Source organism: Paenisporosarcina quisquiliarum (assembly GCF_027563315.1).
Classification (GTDB): domain Bacteria; phylum Bacillota; class Bacilli; order Bacillales_A; family Planococcaceae; genus Paenisporosarcina; species Paenisporosarcina quisquiliarum.
This window is the reverse complement of record NZ_JAMKBJ010000007.1, coordinates 1-14,465: the sequence shown is the minus strand read 5'-3', so window position 1 is coordinate 14,465 and position 14,465 is coordinate 1. Positions and strand designations below refer to the sequence as shown.

The following is a 14,465-nucleotide window of genomic DNA, read 5'->3' as shown; positions in this document are numbered from 1 at the left end:
AAGAATATAATTTTCTGAAACAATTTGAGGAATTCGTTCGTATAACAAGTAATACATAGAGAGTGAGGGGGCCTCATGAACGAACTTGATCTAATTGAAAGGGCACAAAAAGGAGACAGAGCGGCCTATGGTGACTTAATGAATCTACATCATCGGACAGTCGAAAAATTCGCCTTTCAGTGTGGTGTCAAAGCAGATGATGTACAAGATGTCACTCAGGAAGTATTCATTAAGCTGTATCGCTTCCTCCATCAATTTCAGCGTGACCGTTTTACGACTTGGTTATACAAAATCACATTAAATGCAGCCAGGGATTATTACCGAAGAGAACAGCGAGAAAAAGATAAAGAAGATAAAGCGCAGGATGAAGAGAACTTTGGAACGAGCGTAAGATCTGCAGAATCGAAAATTTTGGTTTTTGAAGAGGATCGGGAATTGCATGCAGCCATTCAGTTGCTGGATGAAAAATATCGTATTCCCATCATATTATTTTATTTTCAGGAACTCACCTATGATCAGATTGGTGATGTCATGAACATTCCGCTGGCAACTGTCAAAACAAGGTTATTAAGAGCAAAAGAACAACTCAAATCTGCACTTGCATTAAATGGGGGGACCGAATATGGACGATAAGCAATTTGACCAACAAATGAAATTACTTAACAAATCGTATAATCGTGTTCCATCTAAATTCAATGCGGATGATGTATTAAATAAAATAGATGTTGAAAATCAAAATTTGCAAGAAGTGCCAACAGTTCAAACTGCTAAACCATCAAAATGGCAAAAAGTCAGCGTTTGGGCAGTAAGTCTAGCTAGTGTATTTTTAATTGGAATCTTGAGTGCATCTTTTTTCAATGAGCATGAAGAGCAAAAGACAAAGACAGTCGCTGAATACAATAAAACAGAAATTGCAGAGCTTAAGAAAGACTATCAAAAGGAACGTGAGCTCAGACGAAAAATGCTAGGAATGACAAATGAACAGTTCAATCAACTGAATTTTGTTAAATTTGCGGATAGTGAATTTGCCCGCATCACGCATCCCGATACTATAAAGAATTCATCCCTTTCCCTGAAAGTAGCCTACGGTGAAACGATTAAGTATTTACTGCTGCCTTCTGAAATGATTATGAAACTTCCCATGGGAAACGAAATGAATGAAGAAATGAGTATGATGTTTGCTGAAGAGTTAAGTGGAAAAATAGATGATTTAAAGGAAGTCTATGATCAGGTTTTAGTCGAACATAAAGATGTTTTAAATACTGCCAAAATGAATGGGAAACTTGACGTGGCCTACTTGAATAGCAAGCAGAAAGACTTACCTGAACCAGTGCGGCAAATGATATCAAATTCTTCACATGAAGGTATTGTGATTAAAGTGGCACCAAATGAAAAAGAATACATTGCTGATTTCCAGATGGATGACCTTATATTCAGTCTGTATGGAAAAATTGCACAACGCGCCATTGATTCATTGGCAATTAAACAAATGGCTCCATTTACGTATGGGGGGGAACTTGTTTACGGTATACAGGAATCTGCAACTATTTTGGATTACTTAGAAATATATCTTCTGAGTGACAAAAAACCCACTGCGACGTATACGGTCATAAAATCTTATTATGAAGATCTTGCCTATACATTGATTTTCGGTTCTCCTCAGACAGCTGTTTTTGAGAATGGGAAAATTAAAGAGGAATATCAATTTGCATGGAATTCTTTACTTAGAAATACGAGGGTATCACCAATCAAATATTATATGACGCCTGTAGTTGCTTCTTTACGATCGAATGATTGGGAAGTGAATGAAACCTACAAAATGCTTGATTTCAATGGTTTGAAGAATGCGTTCCAGCTTGCAGAAACAGGTGAGCTAGCCAAGGTAATGCCGAATGATGAAATATATGATTTCATAGATGTGGTGGAATGGCCAAACTCGGATGTACAGCAAAAAATTCATGGCTACTTGAAAAATTCAGGTACAGCAAATCCTGATTATGCTTTATCGAATTTAACACCAATCGAGTCTGTGCTGTTATTTTCCTATGCTCAGCAAATCGGTTTTCCGGAAGTAATGTTGGATTTAGTGCTTCCATTTCAAGGATTAGGAACGGTTTCGGATATACAAGCATTTCTAGGAAACGAAAATATTCTTCCGAATGAAGCAATTACACTTATATATGACGATCGAATGAGCAGCTATCAAACTGAAGCAATCTTTGGCACGATTGAAGTCCAACAAGAGGGAAAAGCTGTGAAAACTATCCCGGTAATGAAAAACCGAGAAGGGGTATGGCAAATCGATTTAGGAGTAACAGTATCCTTACAAGGTGAACACTTTTACGAAACTATTAACTCGCAGTATACAAACAAAATCCAAAGTATTTACGAGGAATTTAAGAAAGATTATAACTACGACCTTATCAATTCAGAAGGTCCAGTTGTCATTGCGGGAATCTATTTGGAAGCATTATATGCAGGGGATGCTGAAACTCAATATGCTTTGCTAGTGGATGATGAGTACTATATTAAACCCACACGCGAGGAGTTTTTGGGTGAATATGTCCATTCTGAAAACGTCATGGATTGGAAAACTCAATTTGATTCAGTTGAGTATATGATTGGAGATTTGCAAGCTGAGCATGATCAAGTGATCTATTTTAATTTAAAACCTGAACATCAAACAAATGATGAAAGTCAGAAAGGGTTCCAGTTACGGAAAACTGTAGAAGGCTGGCGCGTCCACTTCATGCCGATGCAGTGAGTCTTTTGAGTAATACTCTAGTTTATGGTATAATCTTCTATGGCCTTAAGGTAGATAGGTATATATCCAAGACTAGGAGCGATTATTATGACTAAGAAGTACGAAGTTGGGGAAGTAATCTCAGGAAAAGTAACAGGCGTTCAGCCATACGGCGCGTTTGTAGCATTAGACGAAGAGACTCAAGGTTTAGTGCACATTTCAGAAATCACATATGGTTATGTGAAAGACGTAAGTGAATTCTTGTCTGTCGGGCAAGAAATCGAAGTGAAAGTACTTGAAGTGGACGAGGAAGCGGGCAAAATCAGCCTTTCAATTCGCGCATTACAAGAACGCCCACCGGTTTTACGTAAAGAAGACAAACCGAAAAAATCATTGCAAGCACGCGTTGACGAGCATGATGCAGAAGGTTTCAACTCTTTAAAAGACAAATTACAAGACTGGATCAAACAATCCGGTCAATGAGTAAAAGCGCAAAGCGCCACTCTAGACCGACGCCGGTGTTGGAGGGACCGATTCGAAAGCCTGCTTTCGCATGATAAAGGGGAGGAAGGCTAAAATCCCGACATCGTGTCGGGACGCCTTCATGACCCACATCATGTGGCCCTAAACTAAGGTGCGGTCTGGCGCTTGGAGCTAGACAATGAGTAAAAGCGAGCAGACTCCGTGTGAGTCTGCTCGCTTTTTTAATAAAAAATCTTCGAGGTAGTAAAAGTAACGATTTTCTGTAAGATAGCATATCTTATGTTATTTTCTTATCTTCCTTAGTCGATACTGCAAGTTCTGTCTGCTCATGCCTAAGGCAACTGCAGCCTTTGTCACGTTCCCTTCAAACATCCCCATTACTTTCTGCAAATAGTACATCTCTGCTTCGCGTAAATAATCATCCAGTGGTAGTAAGTCACGATCTGATTGAACGACAAAATCTTCTGCACGTTTCAGAGGTTCACGCATTTCCTGTACTTTTAATTTAAAATGCAGCGGCAACATTTCAAACGTCACCATTTCCTCTACGGTGAGCATCGAAGCGATTTCATCCAATAAGATTTCCACTTCTTTTAAATTACCAGGCCAGTCATACGCGTGGAAAATGTCACGTACTTCTTCGGTTAATCCCATAATGGCGGATCCGAAACGAACTCTGTGGCGAGCAAAATAGTCGTTAACAAACGGATCAATATCTTCTCGCCGTTCACGCAATGGAGGAACGACGATCGTCATGGAAGCAAAGAAATAATAGAGCTCTTTCAAAAGTTCACCTGAAGCAATCAAATCAACTGGATCAGCACCTACACTCGCCAAAAACAGATGATTCCCGAGTGTTGGATCATTAACCATGTCCATTAATTGCTGTTGCATCCCCAATGTCAATAAATCTATCCGTTCACAGAAGATTGTACTTGCTTCAAGTGCAATCATGTCTTCTTTTAATTTATTGAGAATCGTTGGATCGGAGTTGTGGCAATATAACGTATAGAAATGGGACAAAGGTGGGGATAATTCGTAATGAATGCCTTCAGCCACCAAGTCTTTACCAGTGCCAGCTTCACCGACAAGCAAGACAGATAAACGAGCCATTGCTGCTTTTTTGGCAGTTGAAATCACTTGTTTCATCGATTCGGAAACGGCAGTTATCACTGAAAATGTAATGGGTTCTCCATAACGACGCAATGGCTGGTAAACTAATCGTTCTAAGGTGGTTACGTCACGTGCTAATTCTACAGCCCCGATTAATTCTCCGTTTTCAAATACAGGATGCGTATCATTAATGGTTGTTATTTCATGTCCATTACGATTCCAGTAGGTCTGTTTGACATTCATGACATGTTCTCCACTTTGCAGTACTTTCAAAAGAGTACTTTCCTGTTGGTCAAATTGGAATAATTCAAGAAGGGAGCGATCGGCAACATCCTGTAAATCGAGACCTTCAATGTTCTTCATTTTTTCATTGTATAAAATGGTACGCCCATTCCTGTCAATTGCGTGAATTCCTACGGAAATATGATCACTTGCAAAGCGGTAAAAAGGCAATAATTGAAGATCTTTATCGTTCAAGGGAGGCTCACTCCTAAAGTTTTTTACGAAAATAAGAAATATCACTTGAAAAACGCAACAATCTTTTGCATTATTATAGATGTAAACGAATTAAAAGCGCAAATTATTTTTGCACTAAAATAAATCTTAGGAGGATTCACATGATTCCTTATAAACATGAAGCATTCACAGATTTCACAAAAGAAGAAAACAAAAAAGCTATTCAAGAAGGTTATAAAACAGTAGAAGGTTACATGGGTCAAGACTTCCCACTTATTATTGGTGGCGAGCGTATCACGACTGAAGAAAAAATCGTGTCTTACAACCCAGCTAACAAAACTGAAGTTGTAGGTTCTGTTTCTAAAGCGAACCAAGAATTGGCTTCTAAAGCAATGGACGTTGCAGATGCTACATTTAACACATGGAAAAAAGTAAAACCTGAAATTCGTGCAGATGTATTATTCAAAGCGGCAGCAATTATGCGCCGTCGTAAATTTGAATTCTCGGCATTGCTTTCTAAAGAAGCGGGTAAAACATGGGTTGAAGCTGACGTTGAAGCAGCTGAAGCAATCGATTTCCTAGAATATTACGGTCGTCAAATGCTTCGTTTGAAAGATGGTCAACCTGTTGAAAGCCGTCCAGGTGAGTATAACCGTTATGACTATATTCCAATGGGTGTAGCAGTTGTTATTTCTCCTTGGAACTTCCCATTTGCAATTATGGCGGGAACAGCAGTTGCAGCAATGGTTACTGGTAACACAGTATTACTAAAACCAGCATCAACTACACCAATCGTAGCTTACAAATTCATGGAAGTTTTAGAAGAAGCGGGTATGCCTGCAGGAGTTGTAAACTTCATTCCAGGTTCTGGTGCTGAAGTTGGGGACTTCATGGTTGATCACCCACGTACTCGTTTAATCAGTTTCACTGGTTCACGTGACGTAGGTCTTCGTATCTTCGAACGTTCTTCTAAATTGTCTGAAGGTCAAATTTGGATTAAACGTGTAATCGCTGAAATGGGCGGTAAAGATACAATTGTTGTTGATAAAGAAGCAGATTTAGAACTAGCTGCTCAATCAATCGTGAAATCTGCATTCGGTTTCAGTGGGCAAAAATGTTCAGCATGTTCACGCGCTGTAATCGTTGAAGATGTATACGATCAAGTTTTAAATCGAGTTGAAGAATTAACTAAAGCTCTATCAGTTGGTGTTCCAGATCAAGATGAGCATTTCGTTGGTCCTGTTATCGATGGTGCTGCATTCAAAAAAATCATGAGCTACATCGAAATCGGTAAAGGCGAAGGCCGCTTAGTTGCTGGTGGTACTGGTGATGATTCGAAAGGATTCTTCATTCAACCAACTGTAATCGCTGACTTAGATCCTAAAGCTCGTATCATGCAAGAAGAAATCTTTGGACCGGTTGTAGGAATCGCGAAAGCAAAAGATTTCGATGAAGCGCTTGAAATTGCTAACAACACGGAATACGGCTTAACTGGTGCGGTAATCACAAACAACCGTATGAACCAAGAAAAAGCACGTGAAGACTTCCATGTTGGTAACTTGTACTTCAACCGTGGATGTACTGGCGCAATCGTTGGATACCAACCATTCGGTGGTTTCAACATGTCAGGTACAGACTCTAAAGCAGGCGGTCCTGACTACCTGACTTTACACTTACAAGCAAAAACAACATCTGAAATGTTATAAGAAAAGTGCAGCAGGGTGTGTTAGGCTGACACCGGCGCTGGAAAAGCCGAATCGGAAACCTGTTTCCGAATGAGGATTTGAAGCTTAGGTGCAGCCTACCCTGCGGAACTAGACACTAAGACTAGCGGGAAAACCTAACGGTAGCTCATCACCGGCGCTGGAAGGCTCTAATCGAAAGCTTGCTTTCGCATGAGAGACTGAAGCTTAGGTGTGAGCTGGGCTTCGGAACTAGACACTAAGCCTAGCGGGAAACCCTAACGGTAGCTCATCTCGCGCTGGAAGGATGGAAGCCATTCGTCTTTCTGACCGCCGCTGGATTCCAGCAAGCTGGGTGTCGAAGCTAAACACTAAGAAAAGCGACATTAAATATAGGCAGGCACATCAGAAGATGCGTCTGCCTTTTTTTGAAAACTTGAGGAGGCAAAACATTATGACAGTTTCACAAAATGTGATTGAGCAAACAGAAAAGTTTGGTGCACCAAACTATCATCCGCTACCAATTGTTATTTCTGAAGCACAAGGTGTATGGGTAAAAGATCCGGAAGGCAACAAATATATGGATATGTTATCTGCTTATTCAGCAGTTAACCAAGGGCATCGTCACCCAAAAATTATCCAAGCACTAAAAGATCAAGCTGACCGAGTGACTTTGACGTCCCGTGCATTCCACAACGATCAATTAGGACCTTGGTATGAAATGATTTGTGAACTATCTGGAAAAGATATGGCACTCCCTATGAATACAGGGGCTGAAGCTGTTGAGACTGCGATTAAAGCAGCTCGTCGTTGGGCTTATGATGTAAAAGGAGTTTCTGAAAACCAGGCAGAAATCATTGCTTGTAACGGAAACTTCCATGGACGTACGATGGCCGCAGTGTCTTTATCTTCAGATCCTGATTACAAACGTGGCTTCGGACCAATGCTTCCAGGTATCAACTTAATTCCATACGGTGACATTGAAGCGTTAAAATCAGCAATTACGCCGAACACTGCAGCTTTCTTGATTGAACCAATTCAAGGAGAAGCAGGAATTGTTATTCCTCCAGCTGGATTCATGAAAGCAGCTCGTGAACTTTGTCGCGAAAATAATGTCTTGTTTATTGCGGATGAAATCCAAGCTGGTCTATGCCGCACAGGTAAAATGTTTGCTTGTGAATGGGAAGATGTAGATCCAGATATGTATATTTTGGGTAAAGCGCTAGGTGGAGGAGTATTCCCTATCTCTTGCGTAGTTGCCAACAAAGAAATTCTGGAAGTATTTAACCCAGGATCTCATGGTTCAACTTTCGGTGGGAACCCAATGGCTTGTGCCGTATCGATTGCTTCTTTAGACGTATTAGTAGAAGAGAAGTTAGCAGAACGCTCTGAAGAACTAGGAAACTATTTCAAAGATGCTTTGACAAAAATCGAACATTCTTCTATTAAAGAAGTACGAGGTCGCGGATTATTTATCGGAATGGAACTTAACACGGCAGCACGTCCATTCTGTGAGGAATTGAAAGAACTTGGACTTTTGTGTAAAGAAACTCATGATACAGTGATTCGTTTTGCTCCACCATTGGTTATTACGAAAGAAGAACTAGACTGGGCAATCGAAAAAATTCAAAAAGTATTCAATAAATAATTTTTACTGTTAAAAAATAAAAATAAATATGTTACAATGATTGCGACGTAATCATTATGAATAAAGAGGCGAAACTATAAAATGGCTGAAAATCTAAACCTGTTCACATCAACACAAGATGTTATTCAGGACGCTCTTAACAAACTTGGATATGATGAAGGAATGTTTGAACTTTTAAAAGAACCATTACGTATGCTTGAAGTGCGTATTCCTATTAAAATGGATGATGGTAAAGTTAAAGTTTTCACGGGTTATCGTGCTCAACATAACGACGCTGTAGGACCTACTAAAGGTGGCGTACGTTTTCACCCGGAGGTTTCTGAAGATGAAGTGAAAGCATTATCGATGTGGATGACATTGAAATGTGGAATCGTTGATTTACCTTATGGTGGTGGTAAGGGCGGAATTATTTGCGACCCTCGACAAATGTCGATGAACGAAATTGAAAAACTTAGTCGTGGCTATGTTCGTGCGATTAGTCAATTTGTAGGTCCAACTAAAGATATTCCAGCTCCAGATGTATTTACAAATTCACAAATTATGGCTTGGATGATGGATGAATACAGCCGAATTGATGAATTTAACTCACCAGGCTTTATTACTGGTAAACCAATTGTTCTTGGAGGTTCTCAAGGGCGTGAACGTGCTACAGCACAAGGTGTAACAATCTGTGTAGAGGAAGCTGCAAAAAAACGTGGCATCGATATGAATGGAGCACGAGTAGTCATTCAAGGTTTCGGTAATGCAGGTAGTTTCTTAGCTAAATTCATGAGTGATGCTGGAGCAAAAGTAATCGGTATCTCAGATGCATACGGAGCTTTACATGATCCGAATGGTTTAGATATTGACTATTTACTGGATCGCCGTGATAGTTTTGGAACGGTAACTACTTTGTTCGAAAATACAATCTCAAACCAAGAGTTGCTAGAATTGGATTGCGACATCTTAGTGCCAGCCGCAATTGAAAATCAAATTACAGCTGAAAACGCAGACCGTATTCGTGCAAGCATTGTGGTTGAAGCTGCAAATGGTCCAACAACAACTGAAGCAACAAAAATATTAACTGATCGTGGCATTTTACTTGTTCCTGACGTTCTTGCTAGCGCAGGCGGCGTAACAGTATCTTATTTTGAGTGGGTTCAAAATAATCAAGGGTACTACTGGACGGAAGAAGAAGTTAATGAGAAACTTTATAAAAAAATGGTAGAAGCATTTGAGAATGTATACACAGTTGCTACAACACGCAATATCAACATGCGCTTAGCTGCATATATGGTGGGTGTTCGTAAAACTGCTGAAGCTTCTCGCTTCCGTGGCTGGGTATAAAAATTAAGCGACTTGTCTCCTTGGAGACAAGTCGCTTTTTTAGTGTAGAATAAGTTCTTTTCTTTGATTTTATATGTAAATATGCACATAATACTCAATAGAGGAGCGTGATATAAATGAATGCATTTTCATTTTATAACCCTGTAAAATTGATTTTTGGAAAAGGGCAACTTGAGCAAATTAAACAAGAATTACCTACATACGGCAAAAAAGTTCTAGTCGTTTATGGCGGTGGAAGTATTAAGAAAAATGGTCTTTATGAGGAAGTTATGTCCACTTTAAAAGAAGCTGATTTGGACGTTTTTGAATTGAGTGGAGTAGATCCGAATCCACGTATTTCGACTGTCCGAAAAGGCGTAGAGATGTGTAAGAAAGAAAATATCGATGTATTACTTGCAGTAGGTGGCGGTTCTGTTATTGACTGTACGAAGTTAATCGCTGCTGGTGCAAAATATGAAGGTGACGCATGGGACTTCGTCAGCCGTAAAGCAGTGCCTGAAGCAGCACTTCCATTTGGTACGGTGTTAACTTTGGCTGCAACTGGTTCTGAAATGAATTCGGGGTCGGTCATTACTAATGAAGAAACGCAAGAAAAATACGGTTGGGGAAGCCCGTTAGTATTCCCTAAATTCTCGGTGCTGGATCCAGCTTATACATTCTCAGTTCCGCAAGACCAGACTGTTTACGGAATTGTGGATATGATGTCTCATATTTTCGAACAATATTTCAATAACGCAACGAATACACCAGTACAAGATGAAATGTGTGAAGGTGTCTTGCGTGCAATTATGGAAACTGCGCCAAAATTACTTAACAACTTACATTCATACGAACATCGTGAAACCATTCTATTCTCCGGAACAATTGCTTTAAACGGAATGTTGCAAATGGGATACCGAGGAGACTGGGCAACTCATAATATTGAGCATGCAGTATCAGCTATATATGATATCCCTCACGCAGGTGGTCTGGCTATTTTATTCCCACATTGGATGCGCCATAATATCAAAGTTGACCCTGAACGATTCGCAAGATTAGCCGTTTATGTATTTGGAGTAGAGCCAGAAGGCAAGACGGTTGATGAAATTGCGAATGAAGGAATCGATAACTTGCGTGCTTTTTGGACTTCATTAGGAGCTCCAGAGACACTTGCTGACTATAACATCGACGATTCTCAAATTGAATCAATGGTGGAAAAAGCGATGGTTTACGGTCCGTTTGGAAACTTTGTACCTTTAGAAGCAGACGATGTACGCGCCATTTTAAAGGCTTCACTTTAACATTGATATAATCCGTGGCTTATGATGGATGTTTTCTTTTGCAGTCACGAATAAAACCATACACCTCCTGTCCATTCTAATAGAAGACGGGAGGTTTTTTAATTGATAGAACTTAATTCTTCATTAGAAGGAAAACGTTTTGAAAAAGGTCACCTTGAAGAGTTTTTAACTAGCCATGGATTTACTGTAGGTGGAGGCTGGGATTACGACCATGCTTATTTTGATTACGTGTTTCAAAAAACACCCTATTATGATGTCTTGCGAATTCCGGTCACGGTAAAAAGTGGTGATTTTGAACAGGCATCTGCTAAATTGGAATGTGGCGTACCTTTTTTATTACGCCATTGTTATCAATATGGAATTGATGATGAGAAAGATGCCCTTTTTGGAATTGGTGGAGGATTGCTGAACCAATTTCAAAAGCCAACGGATAAAGATGCGCCCATCAGTAATAAACTAGTTGTTCAAGGTGTAGAATTGCTGAGAACTCTCGATAGTCGTTTGCAATAAGAAAAGCCCCATTCAATGATATTCATTGAACGGGGCTTTCGCTTTGCGAATTATTGTGGTGATAATTTATCAGGTCGATTGTTCACATGTTTCCAATGAGTGACGCCATCGTCTTCATCAAACGATATCGTTACATCTTGAACTCCTTGTTGATGAAGAATTAAATCAACTAAATGATCACGGATGTCATCAGCCTCTGCAAAAGAGATGGAAGAGTCAACTTCCGCAACAAGTTCTACATGTAGAAACTCGCCTTCTTTAATAACAGAAAGTTTTTGAATATCTTTGACATCTTTATGTTCCATTACTAGATGAGCAATGTGATTTAGCATTTGTTCATCCGTCTCGCCAATTGCACCTCTGGCATTTTCAAGGAATACGCGTCCTACAACATAGAACATCATTAAACCAATCATGATTGAAGCAATACCCTCTGCTTGTAAAAAACCAGTAAAATGAGCGATTAAAACGGCTACAAAAGCCAGAATTCCACCAGCTGTCGCCACTAAGTCTTCCATAAACACTAATTTTGTGGCAGGTTTAGCTCGATTTAAATGAGTGAACGCAAGAGCTAAAGGAGCCAAACCTTGCGCTTTTGGGACACCAGCTTCATGAAGAACTTCTTTAGAAGCTTTATATAGTACAAATAATTCTAATAAAATTGCGATAGCCAAAACACCAAGAGTAATTAATAAACCGCCGGATTTCGCAGGATGTTGAATATGGTGCCATCCCTCAATTACAGTTTCGTAAGATAAAATTGCAACTATTAATACAGCACCCAAACAAACTAAATTGACTACTCTCCCAAAACCATTAGGAAATCGTGGTGTTGGAGCTTTCTTTGATAAAGCTGAGCCAATGAAAACGAAAAACTGGTTGGCTGCATCCCCGATGGAGTGCATCATTTCTGCGAACATAGCCACATTTCCAGTGAAAAAGAATGCAAAACCTTTTAATACTGCAATAATTGAATTGACAATTGCCGCGAGCAGCGACGGTTTGTTTCCATCTTTAAGTAACACGAAAAATTCTTTCATAATTTCCTCCTATTAAGTTAAAATTTCTAGTTCGACTCGATCAATATATGAAAGAGAATGGATGCTGTCGTAAATAGTGAACGAATTATGCTTTGGTAAAGTAGATAAGCGTAATTCTACTTCGTGTTTCAAACGATGGTCTGAGAGCGGTACGTCTTTAATACGAAGACTTTCTACAACAATTCCTTCTGATTTGATAAAAGAAACCAAATGTTCAATCGAACCAGTTTCAGAAATCAGAACCTTCATATATACTTCTTTCATTCTAAGCCGTTTGGGGCCAATCTTCGAAAGAAGCGGGGGAAGTGCTTCAATTCCAACCAGTACAATTAATACACAAATCGTTGCCTCAACATAAAATCCTGCGCCGACAGCTATTCCGATTGCACCAGCACCCCAAATCATAGCAGCCGTTGTTAACCCAGTAATACTGTCATTTCCTTTACGAAGAATTACCCCGGCTCCTAAGAAACCGATCCCACTGACGATTTGTGCAGCGAGGCGCAAGGGATCCATTGTAATGTTCACTCCGTCTCTGCTTTCAGCCATATAAGCTGACTCAATAGAGATGTATGTAAGCAGACAGCTGAAAGTGGCAATAACCAAACTTGTCTTTAATCCTACGGGTTTCTTCTTAAGTTCCCTCTCTAGACCAATAATTAAACTTAAAAATGCCGCTAATCCTAATTTCATTAATATTTCAGTATGTACAAAACTGTTGATAATTATTTCCCCCATTGAAATCCTCCTTTATCAAAACATAAAATCTTACTTGCGTTGATCGTGTAGACATGAAACAATTATGAAGGATTAATTATATAGTACCTTTATTTATATAGTATTTTCAATTTTTCAGAGGGTACAGAGAGAAGTGAACTTCATGGAAAAACCACCAATTCACCCTTGGATTCCAATTGCTATTGGAGTCATTGCTGTTTCCATGTCTGCAATCTTTGTAAAACTTGCAAATGCGGACGCGGGAGTAATAGCTTTTTATCGTATGTTATTTTCAGTATTGATTATGTCACCCGTTTTCTTTTGGAAATACACGTCTGAAATTAAACGATTAACAAAAAGAGATTGGAGCTTTTCATTAATTGCCGGTATCTTTTTGGCTTTTCATTTTATCTTATGGTTTGAATCTTTAAATTACACATCGGTGGCCAGTTCAACTGTGTTAGTAACTCTACAACCATTGTTTGCTTTTGCGGGTACATATTTCTTTTTTAAAGAACGCTTATCATTAAAGACCATTATTTCTGGAGCAATAGCGATTGGAGGATCCATTCTAATAAGCTGGGGAGACTTCCGAATCAGTGGAAGTGCATTGTATGGAGATGTATTGGCCCTCATTGCATGTGGACTTGTTACAGCCTATCTGCTATTTGGACAAGATGTTAGACAAAGACTGTCCTTGGTAACATATACATTTGTGGTTTATGGAATTAGCACAATCACGCTCTTTTTCTATGTATTAGTTAAAGGGGAATCATTTGGACCTTATCCGGCTGATGATTGGTTATGGTTTATCTTATTAGCAATTGTTCCAAACTTATTAGGGCATACTTTGTTTAATTGGTCTTTAAAATATGTTTCTACAAATATTATTTCAATCGCAATTTTATTTGAACCAGTTGGTGCAGCAATTTTAGCGTTTTATATCTTTGATGAATATTTAATCACGACTCAGATCATCGGAGGAATCATTGTAATTGCAGGTATAGTGCTGTTTGTAGCCGACTTTAAGAAGATAATTAAACTTTTTCGTAAAAAACCTCTTGATTTGTAAATCAAGAGGGTGTATATTAATACTTGTCCTTCGGAAGCGAAGAAAAATATTTCAAAATAGTTATTGACTTTGATTTCGAATGAAGGTATATTAATAAAGTTGCTAAAATGATTGCAACGAAATAAATAAAAAAGCAAAACTTTTTGTTGACATGACAAACTGGATTTGCTAAGATATAAAAGTTGCTGTCGCGAGAGTGACCAACGAAATGAACCTTGAAAACTGAACAGCAAAACGTCAACTAAAAAGCGGAACGCACTTCGGTGCCGGAAGCAAAACTTGAACTTAAACGTTCATTATAAACGTCATTAATTTGACGCCAGCAACAAAGTCGAGCTAATCGACTCACCTATTATGGAGAGTTTGATCCTGGCTCAGGACGAACGCTGGCGGCG

The 14,465-nt window shown here is 39.2% G+C and carries 12 protein-coding genes; 9 read left to right on the top strand and 3 right to left on the bottom strand.

All coding sequences use genetic code 11. The annotated features are described in order from the left end of the window. Positions 1-75 precede the first annotated feature (75 nt). The 3 genes from M9R32_RS09375 to yugI all read left to right on the top strand — a co-directional run bounded on the left by M9R32_RS09375 (position 76) and on the right by yugI (position 3,226). Positions 76-633 carry an RNA polymerase sigma factor gene (locus M9R32_RS09375; RefSeq protein ID WP_269926481.1) on the top strand — a complete coding sequence of 186 codons (558 nt, stop codon included), beginning with the start codon at positions 76-78 and terminating at the stop codon, positions 631-633. Next, on the top strand, positions 623-2,764 hold the full coding sequence (locus M9R32_RS09370) for a hypothetical protein (RefSeq protein WP_269926480.1): 2,142 nt from the start codon (positions 623-625) through the stop codon (positions 2,762-2,764). The genes M9R32_RS09375 and M9R32_RS09370 overlap by 11 nt, the downstream gene beginning before the upstream one ends. Positions 2,765-2,851: 87 nt before the next feature. Continuing rightward, entirely contained in the window at positions 2,852-3,226 is a 375-nt protein-coding gene (yugI, locus tag M9R32_RS09365; RefSeq protein WP_016428978.1) for a S1 domain-containing post-transcriptional regulator GSP13, read from the top strand. Positions 3,227-3,508: 282 nt separating this feature from the next. On the opposite strand, the gene M9R32_RS09360 is transcribed toward yugI, so the two are convergent. Continuing rightward, a complete protein-coding gene (locus M9R32_RS09360) occupies positions 3,509-4,816 on the bottom strand; it encodes an AAA-type ATPase lid domain-containing protein (protein WP_269926479.1) in 1,308 nt (435 codons plus the stop codon). A gap of 140 nt (positions 4,817-4,956) precedes the next feature. Here M9R32_RS09360 and pruA point away from each other — a divergent pair, with 140 nt between their 5' ends. The 5 genes from pruA to M9R32_RS09335 all read left to right on the top strand — a co-directional run bounded on the left by pruA (position 4,957) and on the right by M9R32_RS09335 (position 11,241). Then, entirely contained in the window at positions 4,957-6,501 is a 1,545-nt protein-coding gene (pruA, locus tag M9R32_RS09355) for an L-glutamate gamma-semialdehyde dehydrogenase (protein ID WP_269926478.1), read from the top strand. A gap of 430 nt (positions 6,502-6,931) precedes the next feature. Beyond that, on the top strand, positions 6,932-8,125 hold the full coding sequence (locus M9R32_RS09350) for an ornithine--oxo-acid transaminase (protein ID WP_269926477.1): 1,194 nt from the start codon (positions 6,932-6,934) through the stop codon (positions 8,123-8,125). An 81-nt stretch (positions 8,126-8,206) separates the two neighbouring features. After that, positions 8,207-9,451 (top strand): Glu/Leu/Phe/Val family dehydrogenase, encoded by a 1,245-nt coding sequence (locus tag M9R32_RS09345; RefSeq protein ID WP_269926476.1) that lies wholly within the window; start codon positions 8,207-8,209, stop codon positions 9,449-9,451. Between the two features lie 116 nt (positions 9,452-9,567). After that, positions 9,568-10,731 (top strand): iron-containing alcohol dehydrogenase, encoded by a 1,164-nt coding sequence (locus M9R32_RS09340; protein WP_269926475.1) that lies wholly within the window; start codon positions 9,568-9,570, stop codon positions 10,729-10,731. A gap of 102 nt (positions 10,732-10,833) precedes the next feature. Next, positions 10,834-11,241 (top strand): YugN family protein, encoded by a 408-nt coding sequence (locus M9R32_RS09335; protein ID WP_269926474.1) that lies wholly within the window; start codon positions 10,834-10,836, stop codon positions 11,239-11,241. Between the two features lie 50 nt (positions 11,242-11,291). On the opposite strand, the gene M9R32_RS09330 is transcribed toward M9R32_RS09335, so the two are convergent. Both M9R32_RS09330 and M9R32_RS09325 read right to left on the bottom strand, forming a co-directional pair. Then, positions 11,292-12,281, bottom strand: coding sequence for a cation diffusion facilitator family transporter (locus tag M9R32_RS09330; protein ID WP_269926473.1), 990 nt, complete (start codon positions 12,279-12,281; stop codon positions 11,292-11,294). Between the two features lie 12 nt (positions 12,282-12,293). Further along, entirely contained in the window at positions 12,294-13,019 is a 726-nt protein-coding gene (locus M9R32_RS09325; RefSeq protein ID WP_269926472.1) for an MgtC/SapB family protein, read from the bottom strand. A 142-nt stretch (positions 13,020-13,161) separates the two neighbouring features. Here M9R32_RS09325 and M9R32_RS09320 point away from each other — a divergent pair, with 142 nt between their 5' ends. Then, positions 13,162-14,070, top strand: coding sequence for a DMT family transporter (locus tag M9R32_RS09320; RefSeq protein WP_269926471.1), 909 nt, complete (start codon positions 13,162-13,164; stop codon positions 14,068-14,070). Positions 14,071-14,465 lie beyond the last annotated feature (395 nt).